This is a genomic window from Paracoccus methylovorus, assembly GCF_016919705.1.
Taxonomy (GTDB): domain Bacteria; phylum Pseudomonadota; class Alphaproteobacteria; order Rhodobacterales; family Rhodobacteraceae; genus Paracoccus; species Paracoccus methylovorus.
The window spans coordinates 1,745,908-1,758,047 of the sequence record NZ_CP070368.1 but is presented as its reverse complement, the minus strand read 5'-3'; the positions used below and the strand labels follow the sequence as shown (position 1 = coordinate 1,758,047).

The 12,140-nt window shown below is 64.0% G+C and carries 11 protein-coding genes; 8 read left to right on the top strand and 3 right to left on the bottom strand.

What is annotated here, in order from left to right:
- Positions 1 to 2 precede the first annotated feature (2 nt).
- The 8 genes from JWJ88_RS08770 (at position 3) to JWJ88_RS08735 (ending at position 9,436) form a co-directional block, all read left to right on the top strand.
- Positions 3 to 803, top strand: a complete 801-nt coding sequence (locus JWJ88_RS08770) for a 3-deoxy-manno-octulosonate cytidylyltransferase (protein ID WP_205293727.1) — start codon at positions 3 to 5, stop codon at positions 801 to 803.
- Positions 803 to 2,023, top strand: a complete 1,221-nt coding sequence (locus JWJ88_RS08765) for a glycosyltransferase family 2 protein (protein ID WP_205293726.1) — start codon at positions 803 to 805, stop codon at positions 2,021 to 2,023. The genes JWJ88_RS08770 and JWJ88_RS08765 overlap by 1 nt, the downstream gene beginning before the upstream one ends.
- 153 nt (positions 2,024 to 2,176) lie before the next feature.
- Positions 2,177 to 3,067, top strand: coding sequence for a UTP--glucose-1-phosphate uridylyltransferase (locus JWJ88_RS08760; protein WP_205293725.1), 891 nt, complete (start codon positions 2,177 to 2,179; stop codon positions 3,065 to 3,067).
- A gap of 6 nt (positions 3,068 to 3,073) precedes the next feature.
- Positions 3,074 to 4,072 carry a UDP-glucose 4-epimerase GalE gene (gene galE, locus JWJ88_RS08755; RefSeq protein ID WP_205293724.1) on the top strand — a complete coding sequence of 333 codons (999 nt, stop codon included), beginning with the start codon at positions 3,074 to 3,076 and terminating at the stop codon, positions 4,070 to 4,072.
- Positions 4,032 to 5,291, top strand: a complete 1,260-nt coding sequence (locus tag JWJ88_RS08750) for a glycosyltransferase family 4 protein (RefSeq protein WP_240200138.1) — start codon at positions 4,032 to 4,034, stop codon at positions 5,289 to 5,291. Before galE ends, JWJ88_RS08750 begins: the two co-directional genes overlap by 41 nt.
- 34 nt (positions 5,292 to 5,325) lie before the next feature.
- Positions 5,326 to 6,351, top strand: coding sequence for a glycosyltransferase family 2 protein (locus JWJ88_RS08745; protein WP_205293723.1), 1,026 nt, complete (start codon positions 5,326 to 5,328; stop codon positions 6,349 to 6,351).
- Positions 6,348 to 8,042: a DUF5927 domain-containing protein gene (locus tag JWJ88_RS08740; protein WP_205293722.1), complete on the top strand. Its 1,695-nt coding sequence runs from the start codon at positions 6,348 to 6,350 to the stop codon at positions 8,040 to 8,042. The genes JWJ88_RS08745 and JWJ88_RS08740 overlap by 4 nt, the downstream gene beginning before the upstream one ends.
- The gene (locus tag JWJ88_RS08735; protein WP_205293721.1) at positions 8,039 to 9,436 is read left to right on the top strand and encodes a hypothetical protein; all 1,398 of its coding nucleotides are present in this window, start codon (positions 8,039 to 8,041) and stop codon (positions 9,434 to 9,436) included. Before JWJ88_RS08740 ends, JWJ88_RS08735 begins: the two co-directional genes overlap by 4 nt.
- Here JWJ88_RS08735 and JWJ88_RS08730 read toward each other — a convergent pair.
- The 3 genes from JWJ88_RS08730 to fzlA are packed head-to-tail and all read right to left on the bottom strand — an operon-like array spanning position 9,433 to position 12,093.
- The gene (locus JWJ88_RS08730) at positions 9,433 to 10,374 is read right to left on the bottom strand and encodes a DMT family transporter (RefSeq protein ID WP_205293720.1); all 942 of its coding nucleotides are present in this window, start codon (positions 10,372 to 10,374) and stop codon (positions 9,433 to 9,435) included. The two genes, JWJ88_RS08735 and JWJ88_RS08730, sit on opposite strands and share 4 nt — an antisense overlap.
- On the bottom strand, positions 10,371 to 11,423 hold the full coding sequence (queG, locus tag JWJ88_RS08725; RefSeq protein WP_205293719.1) for a tRNA epoxyqueuosine(34) reductase QueG: 1,053 nt from the start codon (positions 11,421 to 11,423) through the stop codon (positions 10,371 to 10,373). The genes JWJ88_RS08730 and queG overlap by 4 nt, the downstream gene beginning before the upstream one ends.
- Positions 11,404 to 12,093, bottom strand: a complete 690-nt coding sequence (gene fzlA, locus JWJ88_RS08720; protein WP_205293718.1) for an FtsZ-binding protein FzlA — start codon at positions 12,091 to 12,093, stop codon at positions 11,404 to 11,406. The genes queG and fzlA overlap by 20 nt, the downstream gene beginning before the upstream one ends.
- Between the last annotated feature and the right edge of the window lie 47 nt (positions 12,094 to 12,140).

The window sequence follows — 12,140 nt, the reverse complement described above, 5'->3', positions numbered from 1 at the left end:
GCATGTCCGTCGTTATCGTCATTCCGGCGCGGCATGCCTCGACGCGCTATCCCGGCAAGCCGCTGGTCGAACTGCGTGGCGCGACCGGCGAGGGGCTTTCGCTGATCCGCCGCAGTTGGGAGGCGGCGCGTGCCGTTCAGGGCGTTGACCGTGTAATCGTCGCCACGGATGACGACAGCATCCGCGCCCATGCCGAGGGGTTCGGGGCCGAGGTCGCCATGACCTCGACCACGGCCCGCAACGGCACCGAGCGCTGTGCCGAGGCGGTGGAACGGCTGGGACTGTCGCCCCAGATCGTGGTGAACCTGCAAGGGGACGCGCCGTTGACCCCCGCCTGGTTCGTCGAGGAACTGATCGCCGGCCTGCGCGCCGATCCGGGGGCCGATGTGGCGACGCCGGTGCTGCGCTGTTCTGGTGCCATGCGTTCTGAACTGATCGCCGACCGGGTGGCGGGGCGCGTGGGTGGCACCACCGCTGTTTTCGGCCATGACGGCCGTGCGCTTTATTTCTCCAAGGAGGTCATCCCCTATGCCGGGGCTGATTTCGGTCCCAGCGACCCGACCCCCGTATACCATCATGTCGGCGTCTATGCCTATCGCCCCCAGGCGCTGGCGGAATATCCGGCGTGGGGAGAAGGCCGGCTGGAGGTGCTGGAGGGCCTTGAACAGTTGCGCTTTCTGGAACGCGGTCGGCGCATCCTTTGCGTCGAGGTCGAGGCGAAGGGCCGTGAGTTCTGGGAACTGAACAACCCCTCGGATGTGCCCAAGCTGGAGGCGATGATGCAGCGGATGGGCATCGCCTGATGCCCGAGGGCCATGAGCCTTCGACAAGTCATATGCCTTCGGCAAGTATCGTCGTCATCTCGCGCCACCGGCCACAGGCACTTGCGCGCTGTCTGACCGCGCTGGCGGGCCAGACCCATCCCGATTTCGAGGTGGTGCTGGTCGCCGATCCGGCCTCTTCGGGCATGCGCCCGGACCTGCCACTGAAACGGTTGGCCTTTGACCACGCCAATATTTCCGCCGCGCGCAACGAAGGACTGGCGCTGGCAGCCGGCGAGGTGGTGCTGTTCATCGACGATGACGCGTTGGCCGAGTCGGGCTGGGCCGAGGCGCTGGCCCGTCCCCTTGCCGATCCGCGCGTTGTCGCAGCCACCGGCTTTACCCGCGGCCCGGACGGGTTGCGCTGGCAGGTGCGGGCCGAGCGGATCACCCCTTCGGGTGCCACCGAGCCGCTGGATATCGCAAAGACCACGTTGCTGTCGCCCGAAAACGGCTGTCCGGTCAGTACTATCGGCACGAATTGCGGTTTTCGGCGCGAGGCGCTGTTGGCCATCGGCGGCTTTGATCCGGCATTCCCCTATTATCTGGACGAAAGCGACGTGAACATGCGCATGGCTGCGCGCTTTCCGCAGGGGCTGACCGCAGTGGTTCCCTCGGCGCAGGTGATCCACGGTATCGCCCCCGGCCCCGGCCGTGGCAAAGGAGGGGTGCCGCGTGACCTGACCGCCATCGGCCGGTCGGCCGCGATCTTTGCCGCGCGGCATGGGGGCGACATCGGCGGCCTGCGCGACAGCCAGCGGCGACGGCTGTTGCGGCATATGGTGGCCGGACGGCTTGACCCCTTTGCCATCGCGCCGATCCTTGCGACGCTTGAGCGGGGCTTGGCTGAGGGGCAGGGACCGTCGCCAGCGCCGCCGGCCCCATGGTCTCGCCCCCCGCCGCCGCCGTTGCGGCCCATGCCGCGGATGGCGATGGCCGGTGAGCCGCTGTTTCTGGCGGGCTGGTATTGGCAGGCGCGCGCTTTGCGCGCCCGTGCGGCGCAGGTCGTGGCACAGGGCCAGACGGTGACGTTATTGCTGCTGACGCCCGGTTTTCTACCGCATCGGCGGACCCTTGCTCCGGGTGGCTGGTGGGAACAATGTGGTGGACTTTGGGCGCCATCCCGCCCCGGTGATCCGCCTGTCATATTTCTGAGCAAGAATGCGCGCATTTTGCGCGAGCGGGGAAATTTGCCTGGATGACGGAGGTGACCCAGCGAAAAAACGCCGTATAGTGCAAAAATTGAATCGATTTGCTATTTTTAGGGAACGACTGTGCTGACCAGACGCTTGTTGCGCAGGCGCTGAAAGAGATACACGCCCCGTGTCGGCGCAGGAATCAGGAGACCGAAATTCATGACTCGCAAAGTCACCAAGGCCATCTTCCCCGTGGCTGGACTGGGCACCCGCTTTCTACCCGCCACGAAAAGCATTCCCAAGGAGATCATGACCTTGGTGGATCGCCCGCTGATCCAGTATGCCATCGACGAGGCGCGTGCGGCGGGGATCGAGGAATTCATCTTTGTCACCTCGCGCGGCAAGGGTGCGCTCGAGGATTATTTCGACCATGCCCACGAGCTGGAATCGAATCTGAAAAAGGCCGGCAAGACCGAACTGCTGGATATCCTGCGCTCGACCAACATGGACTCGGGCGCCATCGCCTATATCCGCCAGCATAAGGCGTTGGGCCTTGGCCATGCGGTGTGGTGCGCGCGTCGTCTTGTTGGCGATGAGCCCTTTGCCGTCATCCTGACCGACGACGTGATCATGGGCGAACCACCCTGTCTTCAGCAGATGATCGAAGCCTATCAGGAAACCGGCGGCAGCATGGTCGCCACGATGGAAGTCCCCGTCGAAAAGACCAAGGCTTACGGCGTCCTGGACGTGGCCGAGGACATGGGCGCCATCGTCCGTGCCAAAGGCATGATTGAAAAGCCCAAGGAAAACCCGCCTTCGAACCTTGCGGTCATCGGCCGTTACATTCTGGCGCCGACAGTGCTGGGCAGTCTCAACAAGCTCAAGCAAGGCTCGGGCGGCGAGATCCAACTGACCGACGCCATCGCCGACGAGATCGCCGAAGGGCGGGACGTTTACGGCCTGCGTTTCCGCGGCCAGCGGTTCGACTGCGGCTCCAAGGCCGGCTTCCTGCAGGCGACCGTGGCCTTCGGTCTGGCGCGTGACGAACTCAAGGACGAATTCGCGGATTACCTGTCCGACGTCCTGGCAATGCGCAAGGCGGCGGAATAACGGGATATGACAGACAAGGTTCTGGTAACTGGCGGCGCGGGCTATATCGGCTCGCACGCCTGCAAGGCATTGCGCGCGGCGGGTTTTGAGCCCGTCACCTATGACAACCTGTGCACCGGCTGGCAGCAGGCGGTGAAATTCGGCCCCTTCGAACAGGGCGATCTGCTGGACCGTGCGCGGCTGGACGAGGTGTTCGCCCGGCATAAGCCCGTCGCCGTGATGCATTTCGCCGCACTCAGCCAGGTGGGCGAGGCGATGCGCGAGCCGGGCAAATACTGGCGCGGCAATGTCAGCGCCTCGCTCAGCCTGATCGAGGCGACGCTGGCGGCGGGTGTGCGGAACTTCGTGTTCAGCTCGACCTGCGCCACTTACGGCGACCACGATGGGGTGGTGTTGGACGAGATGACCGCACAGACGCCGCTGAACGCCTATGGCGCCAGCAAGCGCGCGATCGAGGATATGCTCAAGGATTTCGGGGCCTCGGACGGGTTGAAGTCGGTAATCTTCCGCTATTTCAACGTGGCCGGCGCGGACCCGGATGCCGAGGTGGGCGAGTTCCACCAACCCGAAACGCATCTGATCCCGCTGATCCTTGACGCCATCGACGGCAAGCGCGCGGCGCTGACCATTCACGGCACGGATTATCCCACGCCGGACGGCACCTGTATCCGCGATTATGTGCATGTGATGGACCTGGTCGATGCGCATGTGCTGGGGCTGAAATACCTGCTGGACGGCAAGGTGGCGGCTGGCGGGCACGAGGTCTTTTGCCTTGGCACCGGCAACGGCTTCTCGGTGCGCGAGGTGATCGACCATTCCCACCATGTGACCAATCGGCCTGTGCCGTTGACCGAGGGACCGCGACGCGGTGGCGATGCGGTCAAGCTGGTCTCGGGCAGTGAAAAGGCGGTGTCGGTGCTTGGCTGGAACCCCACCCGTTCAACCCTGCCGCAGATGATTGGCGATGCCTGGCGCTGGCACCAGAACGGCGGATATGGGGCCTGACGCGGCTGTTCTGCTGGACGTCTCACGGCTGATCTCGCGGCTTGGCGGCGGCCCGGCGACGGGTATAGACCGGGTCGAGGCCGAATGGCTGGCTCATCTGCAAACCCGCCCGCATCTGCTGCTTTGCCGGGTGCGGCGGGGTCAGTTGCTGCTGCCGCCGCTGGCCGGGGCAGCTATTTTGCGCTGGTTGGGCGGCAAGCTGGATGACCTGCCGCCGCCCGATTTTCTGGATCGTTTGCGGGGACGCTATAGCTTGCCCGCGCGGGCCGAGGCCGCGCTGCGTCGCATGGCGCTGGCGCGCGCCGGGCGTGACGGGCACGGCCTTGGCCCTGTCGCGCAAGCGTATCTGGGGCAGGCGGTCTATCTGAATGTCGGCCACGCCAATCTGCAACGGGAGTTGCTGCAAAACCTGCGCCCCTTGCCCCGCGCTGTGCTGATCCACGACACGATTCCGCTGGACCATCCCGAATTCACCCGCGCCGGGCAGGATGACAAGTTCCGCGCTCGTTTCATCGCGGCGCTGGGGCAGGCCGAGTTGGTCCTGACCGTCTCGGGGGCGACCCGTGCCGATGTGCTGCGCTGGCGCGACCGGCTGAACCTGCCGGATGCGACCCCGGTCATTGCGGCTCCGATCGGCACCCGGCTGGCTGCGCCAGATGCAGCCGGACTGCCCGCGGATCTGGATCTCTCGCGCCCTTTCTTCGTTACGTTGGGCACCATCGAGCCGCGCAAGAACCACGCCCTTCTTCTGGACGCATGGCAGCAATTGACCCTGCGGCCCGATCCGCCGCAGCTTTTCATCATCGGGCGCCGTGGCTGGGAGAATCGCGAGGTCTTTGCCCGGCTTGACCGGCTGCCGCCCGATGGTCCGGTGCGCGAGCTGTCCGATCTTGACGACGGTGCGGTGGCCGAACTGATCGGCCGCAGCCATGGCCTGTTGATGCCCAGCCGGGCCGAAGGTTTCGGCCTGCCGCTGACCGAGGCGGCGGGGCGGGGCATTCCCGTCCTCGCCGCCCCTTCGCCTGCGGCGCGTGAGATGTTGGGCGACTACGCGACCTGGCTGTCCCCGGACGCTGCGGGCGACTGGGCGGCGGAAGTTGCGCGTCTGGCTGCTGCACCGCCAGTGCGGCTGCCGCCCTGGCCGGTGCCCGATTGGGACGGGCATTTTGCACTTTTCTACGCCGGGTTGAGCCCAATCATTGCGCCACATGCGCGTTAAGGTTATGTAACAGCGGCAAAAGGTAAGATGGTCCGTGCCGCGCCTGTTCAGGATTCTTCGGCAAAAGCTTAGACTCCGCGCCCGCCGTCAATGGCTGTTATGGCGCGCGTTTCGGTGTCGCCGGCGGCTGCGTCCGCTGTGGGACCGTACCGCCCAAATCCAACCGGGCGATATCCTGCTGTTCACCGCCATCCGTAACGAGGCGCTGCGTCTGCCGTGGTTTCTGGATTATTACCGGGCGATGGGTATCCGGCATTTTCTGGTGGTCGATAATGGCTCGGATGATGGCGGATGCGAATATCTGGCCAATCAGCCCGATGTCTCGGTCTGGCTGACCCATGCCAGCTATAAGGATGCGCTCTTTGGGCTCGACTGGCTGAACTGGTTGTTGCGCCGGTATGGCGCAGGACATTGGTGCCTGACGGTGGATTGCGACGAATTCCTGATCTATCCGCATCACGACACAAGGCCCTTGCAGGCGCTGACCGATTGGCTGGACGCCAGCAATATCCGATCCTTCTCGGCCATGTTGCTGGACATGTATCCCAAGGGTTCGCTGACTGCGCAGCCCTATCGCGCCGGGCAGGACCCGTTTCAGGTGGCGCGCTGGTTCGATCCGGCCAATTATGTCATCCGCAAGAATGGCGAATATGGCAATCTTTGGATTCAGGGGGGGCCGCGCGCGCGGGCGTTTTTCGCGGACGACCCCGAAAGTGCGCCGGCGCTGAACAAGATTCCGCTGGTCCGATGGCGACGCGGTCAAGCCTATCTCAGTTCGACCCATATGCTGCTGCCACGCTCGCTGAACCGGGTCTATGACGAGAACGGCGGGGAAAAGGCCTCGGGCTGTCTTTTGCACGCCAAATTCCTGTCCACCTTTGTCGAGAAATCCGCCGAGGAACTGACCCGTCGTCAGCATTACGCCAACAGCCAGGAATACCTCGCCTATCACGCCGGGTTGCGGGACGACCCGGATTTCTGGTGCGAGGAATCCTGCGAATTGCAGGATTGGCGCCAGCTTGAGGATCTGGGCCTGATCTCCAAGGGGAACTGGGCATGAGCGCCGCGCCGGTCAGGCTGGGCGTGGTCATGCTGTGCCACGAGGAGCTGCGCATCGCCGCCGGCGTGGCGCGGGTCTGGGCGCAGGGTGGCGCTGCGGTGTCGGTCCATATCGACGCCAAGACCCCGGCAGATGCGATTGAGGCAATGCGAGCCGAGCTTGCGGAACTGCCGCAGGTGCTGTTCAGCCCGCGCCATGACTGCGAATGGGGCAGCTTCAGTCTGGTGCGCGCCACGCAGGACGCGGCCGGCCTGCTGCTGGCGGGCTTTAAGGATGTGACGCATGTTCTGGTCGTCTCGGGTGCTTGCCTGCCGTTGCGGCCGGTGCGGGATATCTGCGCTTATCTTGCTTTGCACCCGGGGCGTGATTTCATCGAAAGCGTGACGGCCGAGGATGTCGGCTGGACCGTGGGAGGGCTGAACGAGGAACGCTTTACCCTGCGTTTTCCGTTCTCGTTCCGGCGGCAGCGCAAGCTTTTCGACCGCTATGTCGAGCTGCAGCGCCGGCTGCAGGTAAGCCGCCGCATTCCGCAGGGTTTGGTGCCGCATCTGGGTTCGCAATGGTGGTGCCTGACGCGGGCGACGCTGCATGCGATCCTGAACGATCCGCGCCGGCAAGAGTTCGACCGCTATTTCAACCGGGTCTGGATCCCGGATGAAAGCTATTTCCAGACGCTTGCCCGGCGGCATTCCACGCATATCGAAAGCCGCTCGCTGACGCTGGCCAAGTTCGACGATCAGGGCAAACCCTATATCTTTTACGACGATCATCGCGAGCTGTTGCAGCAATCGCGCTGCTTTGTCGCGCGCAAGATCTGGCGCGGCGCGCGCGGCCTTTATCAGCATTTTCCTTATTCTTGCAGCAACAAACCCTCGGCTGCCGAGCCGCGCCCCGGGCGGGTGGACCGCATCATCAGCCATGCGGTGACCCGGCGCCGGCTTGGCCGTCCGGGGCTTTACATGCAAAGCCGCTTTCCGCTGAAAGACCGCGAGAACGGCAAGACCTCGGCCCCCTATGCGCTGTTTCAAGGCTTTACCGACCTGTTTCCCGGGTTTGAGCCTTGGCTCGCCAGTCGAATCGACGCCGATGTGCATGGGCATGTCTTTGCCGTGCATGGCGTGGAATTCGCCGGCCGCCAGCCGATCGGGCCGGGCGCGCTTTCAGACAGTGCGGTGCTGCGTGATCTTGACCAACGCGGCTTTCTGGCCAACCTGATCCGCATCACCCGACGGATGCAGGTCTGGCAGTTCAGCCCGCGCGACGAACAGGATATGAACTGGTTTCTCGCCACCGATCCGAATGCGCGCATCTTTGTCATCACCGGGGCGTGGGTGGTGCCGCTGCTGCATTCCGACATGCCTTTTGACGATATTCGTCGTGTTGCGGCCATTCTTCAACGCACCGAACTTGCGCAGATGGAGGTGCTGAACTCGGTCTGGCTCAAGGCGCAGACGCAGATCTGGGACCTGGCCGATTTCTGCGCCCGACCCTCGGCCGTGCTGGGGGCGATCCTGCACCGTTTGGGCGGCAATCCCGATACTGCCAACGATCTGCCGCCCATGCGCGAGATTGCCGGCATGGGGCGCTTTCTGCAAAGGCTGCGCAATGCGGGGCTACGCCCGCAACTGATGGGGGATTTCCCCGCCACCAATCCCGAACCGCCGACTGCCCAAGGAAACCCTGCACCATGACCCAGCCTTTCCGCAGTTTCGTCATCTTCGCCGAGATGCGCACCGGCTCGAACCTGCTGGAGGCGACGCTGAATGCCGTCAAGCGCGTCACCTGCTTTGGTGAGGCGTTCAACCCCTACATGATGGGCTGGCCCGACAAGGATGAGCTCAAGGGCATCACCATGGCCGAACGCGAGGCCGATCCGCACCGGCTGCTGGCCGCCCTTTTCGACAAGCCGAACCATTTGTCGGGGTTTCGCTATTTCCACGACCATGACCCGCGCGTCTTTGATGCCATCATGGCGGACCGGGCCTGCGCCAAGATCATCCTGACCCGCAATCCGGTGGACAGCTATGTCTCGACCGAACTGGCGCGTGCCACCAACCAGTGGAAGCTGAACGAAACCGAAACCGCGATTCCGGCCGCGGTGCGTTTCGATGGCGCCGAATTCTGCCGGGTGACCGGAGAGATCGAGGAATTCCAGTTCAAGATCATGCACCGCTTGCAAGTAACCGGTCAGGCCGCGTTCTGGCTGGGATACGAGGATCTGCGCGATGCCGCGGTGATGACCGGCCTGCTGCATTGGCTGGGCCGCACCGATCTGGAACGGGTCGAGCCTGCCAGCGATCAGGTGCCGCAGAACCCGCGCGAACTGTCCGAAAAGGTCGAGAACTTCGACGACATGCAGGCGGAGCTTGCCCGTCTGGACCCGTTCATGTTGCGCCGCATCCCGAATTTCGAACCGCGCAAGGGGCCGGCCGTGCCTTCGTTCCTGGGGGCCGAGGTGGGCAGTGGAATGATCTTCATGCCCATCAAGGGCGGTCCGACCGGCGCGGTGTCGGACTGGCTGCGGCGCATGGGCGAGGTCGCGGGCGATTTCAACCAAAACAGCCTGCGCCAATGGAAGCGCCAGCATGTCGGCCATCGCAGCTTTACCGTCTTGCGCCACCCGTTGCTGCGCGCGTGGGATGCGTTTGAAGCGCTGCTTCGGGGCAGGCAGCAGGCCGAGTTGCGCGATCTGATGCGCCAGATCCATCGCGTGCCCTTGCCGTCCGAAGAAGGGCTGGCCGCGCTGGATCAGGGCCGCAAGGCCGAACTGTTTGCGGCCTTTCTGGACTTTTTGCGCCGCAACCTGAACGGGCAGACGACGCTGCCGACCTATCCCGGCTGGGCCAGTCAGTCCGAGGTGTTGGCGGGATTTGCCCGTTTTGGCGCGCCCGACATGGTGCTGCGCGAGGCGGATTTGCCCCGCGACCTGCCATGGTTTGCCCAAGGGGTTGGGATCAAGACGCCTGCGGATTTCCCAAATCCCGCGGCCATCCCGGATTTCCTGAACGATCAGGAACTGCGTGCCGCTGCGAAAAAAGTGTATTTGCGCGACTATGTCGCCTTTGGCTTTGCCGGTCGGCCCTAGCCCTGCGGGGTCATGGCCTTGCGCTGGCGGTTGCGCTCCAACCCGAGTTGCCGTTCGCGCCAGATGATCAGGATGCCGGCGGTGATAACCAGCGTTGCGCCGATCAACATGACCACCGTTGGTGCCTCGTCGAAAATGAACCAGCCGATCAGCAGTGCCAGCAGCATCGAGGCATATTCAAAGGGTGCCACCAGCGACGCGTCGGCATAGCGATAGGCCGAGGTCAGCAGGATCTGCCCCAGCCCGCCCAATAGCCCGATCGTGACCAGCAGTGCGGTGGTCGGGGCGTCGGGCAGCACCCAGCCAAAGGGCAGGGTCAACAGGCCAAGCAACGTCGATGTCACCGAGAACCAGAAGACGATGGCCGAGGTGCGTTCCTCTTGCACCAGCTTGCGCACGAATATCTGCGCCAGCGCCGCGCAGGCTGCGCCCGACAGCGTGACCATCGCGCCCAAGCTTTCCTTATAGCCCATTTCACCGCCAAAGGTCAGGCGCGGAGACAGCACGATGACGACGCCGAGCAAGCCCAGCATCACCATGGACAGGCGAAACAGCCGTACGTCTTCGCCAAGGAACATGGCGGCAAAGATCACGGTCAGCAGCGGTGCGGCATAGCCCAGGGCCGTGACCTCGGGGAAAGGCAGCAAGGCCAGCGCCCAGAAACCCAGCCCCATGGCGGCGGTGCCGATGATGCCGCGATAGAAATGCCCCATGGGCCGAAAAGTCCGCAGGCCGATACCCAGTTCGTGCCGAAACGCCAGCCAGACCAGAATGACCGGAATGGCGAACAGCGAACGGAAAAACACCTGTTGCCCCGGCGGCACGCCAAGCCCCCCGTCGGCGGTTGCCTTGACGATCGAAGCCATGATGGTGAACACCAGCACGCTGAGGCATTTTAGCAAGATGCCGCGCAGCGGGCTTGGTGGGGTGTGGATCATCGCAATCGCTCGCATGCCCAGCGTGCCGCATCGGCGACCGCAGGGTCGGGGTCATCCGCCAAGGATTCGGCGACCGGGCGCAGATGTGCAAGCCCCGAATTGCCGATTGCGTAAAGCACATTGCGCACCATGCGGTCGCGTCCGATGCGCTTGATCGGGCTGCCTGAAAAACGCTCGCGGAATGCGGCATCGTCCAGGACCGCCAACTCTGCCAGCGCCGGGCCACCATGCGGCCCGTGATAGCGCATTTCGGTCGCCGACTGCGCGAATTTGTTCCACGGGCAGGCGGCAAGGCAATCGTCGCAGCCATAGATGCGGTTGCCTAGCATCGGCCGCAACTCGGGATCGACCGGGCCCTTGTGTTCGATGGTCAGATAGGAAATGCACCGTCGCGCATCCAACTGATAGGGCGCGGGGAAAGCCCCGGTCGGGCAGGCGTCTAGGCAGGCCCGGCACGATCCGCAATGCGAGCGTTCGGCCCCATCCTTGGGCAGGTCCAGCGTCGTGAATATCGCGCCCAGGAAAAACCAGCTTCCCAGTTCGCGCGACAGCAGGTTGGTATGCTTGCCCTGCCAGCCCAGCCCTGCCGCCTGAGCCAGCGGTTTCTCCATCACCGGGGCGGTATCGACAAAGACCTTGATCTCGCAACCTGTCAGCCCGACCAGCCAGCCGCCAAGCCGCTTGAGCCGTTTCTTGACCAGATCGTGGTAGTCCTTGCCCTGCGCGTAGACGCTGACTGCGCCGCGATCCTTGTGGCGGATGATCTCGGTCGGGTCATGCTCGGGGGTGTAAAGCTCGGCCAGCATGATGACCGAGCGCGCCTCGGGCCACAGATCTGCGGGCGAGGCGCGCCAATGCGTCCGCTCGGCCATCCAGCCCATCTGGCCGTGCCGGCCCTTTTCCAGAAACTGGGCCAGCCGCTCGGGCAGTTGCGGGTTGGCGTCGAGGGCGCAGATGCCAAGGGCCGAGAATCCCTCGGCCCCTGCCTGCTGTTCCAGTCGCGACCGGATTTCCGCCGGATCGGACAATCTAGAAGTCGAGCAGCGCATAATGCGGCGCCGGATGCACGCCCGGCAGGTGATCGGCAAGAAGGCTGCGGAAGGCGGGGCGCGACTTGATCTTGGCGTACCATTCCTGAACCTCGGTCGAATAGGTCCAGTCCACGTCCGAGATATAATCGAGGCAGGACAGATGTGCGGCGGCCGTGAAATCGGCCAGCGTCATCACGTCGCCCGCAAGCCACCGGCGATGTTCCAGCAGGCTTTTCATATAATCGAGATGATAGCGGATCGCCGACAGCCCGCTTTTGACCGTGCGCGAATCCGGATAGCCAAGGCGCATGACCTTTTTCCACACCCGCTCGTTCATCACCGGCCTTGTCACCTCGGCGTTGAACTTGTCGTCGAACCAGGCGCAAAGGCGGCGCACCTCGTAACGCTCGGCCGGCAACGCCGGCATCAGCGCGGGTTGCGGCTGGATCTCGTCCAGATATTCGCAGATCGCCTGACTTTCGGCCAAAAGCCGTCCGTCCATGCGCAGCACCGGCAGTTTCCCCGCCGGATTGCGCCGCATGATTTCCGAGCCGGGCTCCCAGAAGCGATCTTCGACCAGTTCGACCTCGATCCGCTTTTCGGCCAGCACCAGCCGGACCTTGCGGCAAAAGGGCGACAGGGCGACGTGGTAAAGGCGAATCGTGGAGCTGGGCGAGGGAGTATTCATAAGGGGAAAACCGGTTCGTTCTCGGGCTTATGGTTGATACGCCCGCC

What these genes read in the sequence shown, in the direction of transcription:
- JWJ88_RS08770 (WP_205293727.1), top strand. Translation starts at nt 3, where the DNA reads ATGTCCGTCGTTATCGTCATTCCGGCGCGGCATGCCTCGACGCGCTAT.
- JWJ88_RS08765 (WP_205293726.1), top strand. Translation starts at nt 803, where the DNA reads ATGCCCGAGGGCCATGAGCCTTCGACAAGTCATATGCCTTCGGCAAGT.
- JWJ88_RS08760 (WP_205293725.1), top strand. Translation starts at nt 2,177, where the DNA reads ATGACTCGCAAAGTCACCAAGGCCATCTTCCCCGTGGCTGGACTGGGC.
- galE (WP_205293724.1), top strand. Translation starts at nt 3,074, where the DNA reads ATGACAGACAAGGTTCTGGTAACTGGCGGCGCGGGCTATATCGGCTCG.
- JWJ88_RS08750 (WP_240200138.1), top strand. Translation starts at nt 4,032, where the DNA reads ATGCCTGGCGCTGGCACCAGAACGGCGGATATGGGGCCTGACGCGGCT.
- JWJ88_RS08740 (WP_205293722.1), top strand. Translation starts at nt 6,348, where the DNA reads ATGAGCGCCGCGCCGGTCAGGCTGGGCGTGGTCATGCTGTGCCACGAG.
- JWJ88_RS08735 (WP_205293721.1), top strand. Translation starts at nt 8,039, where the DNA reads ATGACCCAGCCTTTCCGCAGTTTCGTCATCTTCGCCGAGATGCGCACC.
- JWJ88_RS08730 (WP_205293720.1), bottom strand. Translation starts at nt 10,374, where the DNA reads ATGATCCACACCCCACCAAGCCCGCTGCGCGGCATCTTGCTAAAATGC.
- queG (WP_205293719.1), bottom strand. Translation starts at nt 11,423, where the DNA reads ATGCGCTGCTCGACTTCTAGATTGTCCGATCCGGCGGAAATCCGGTCG.
- fzlA (WP_205293718.1), bottom strand. Translation starts at nt 12,093, where the DNA reads ATGAATACTCCCTCGCCCAGCTCCACGATTCGCCTTTACCACGTCGCC.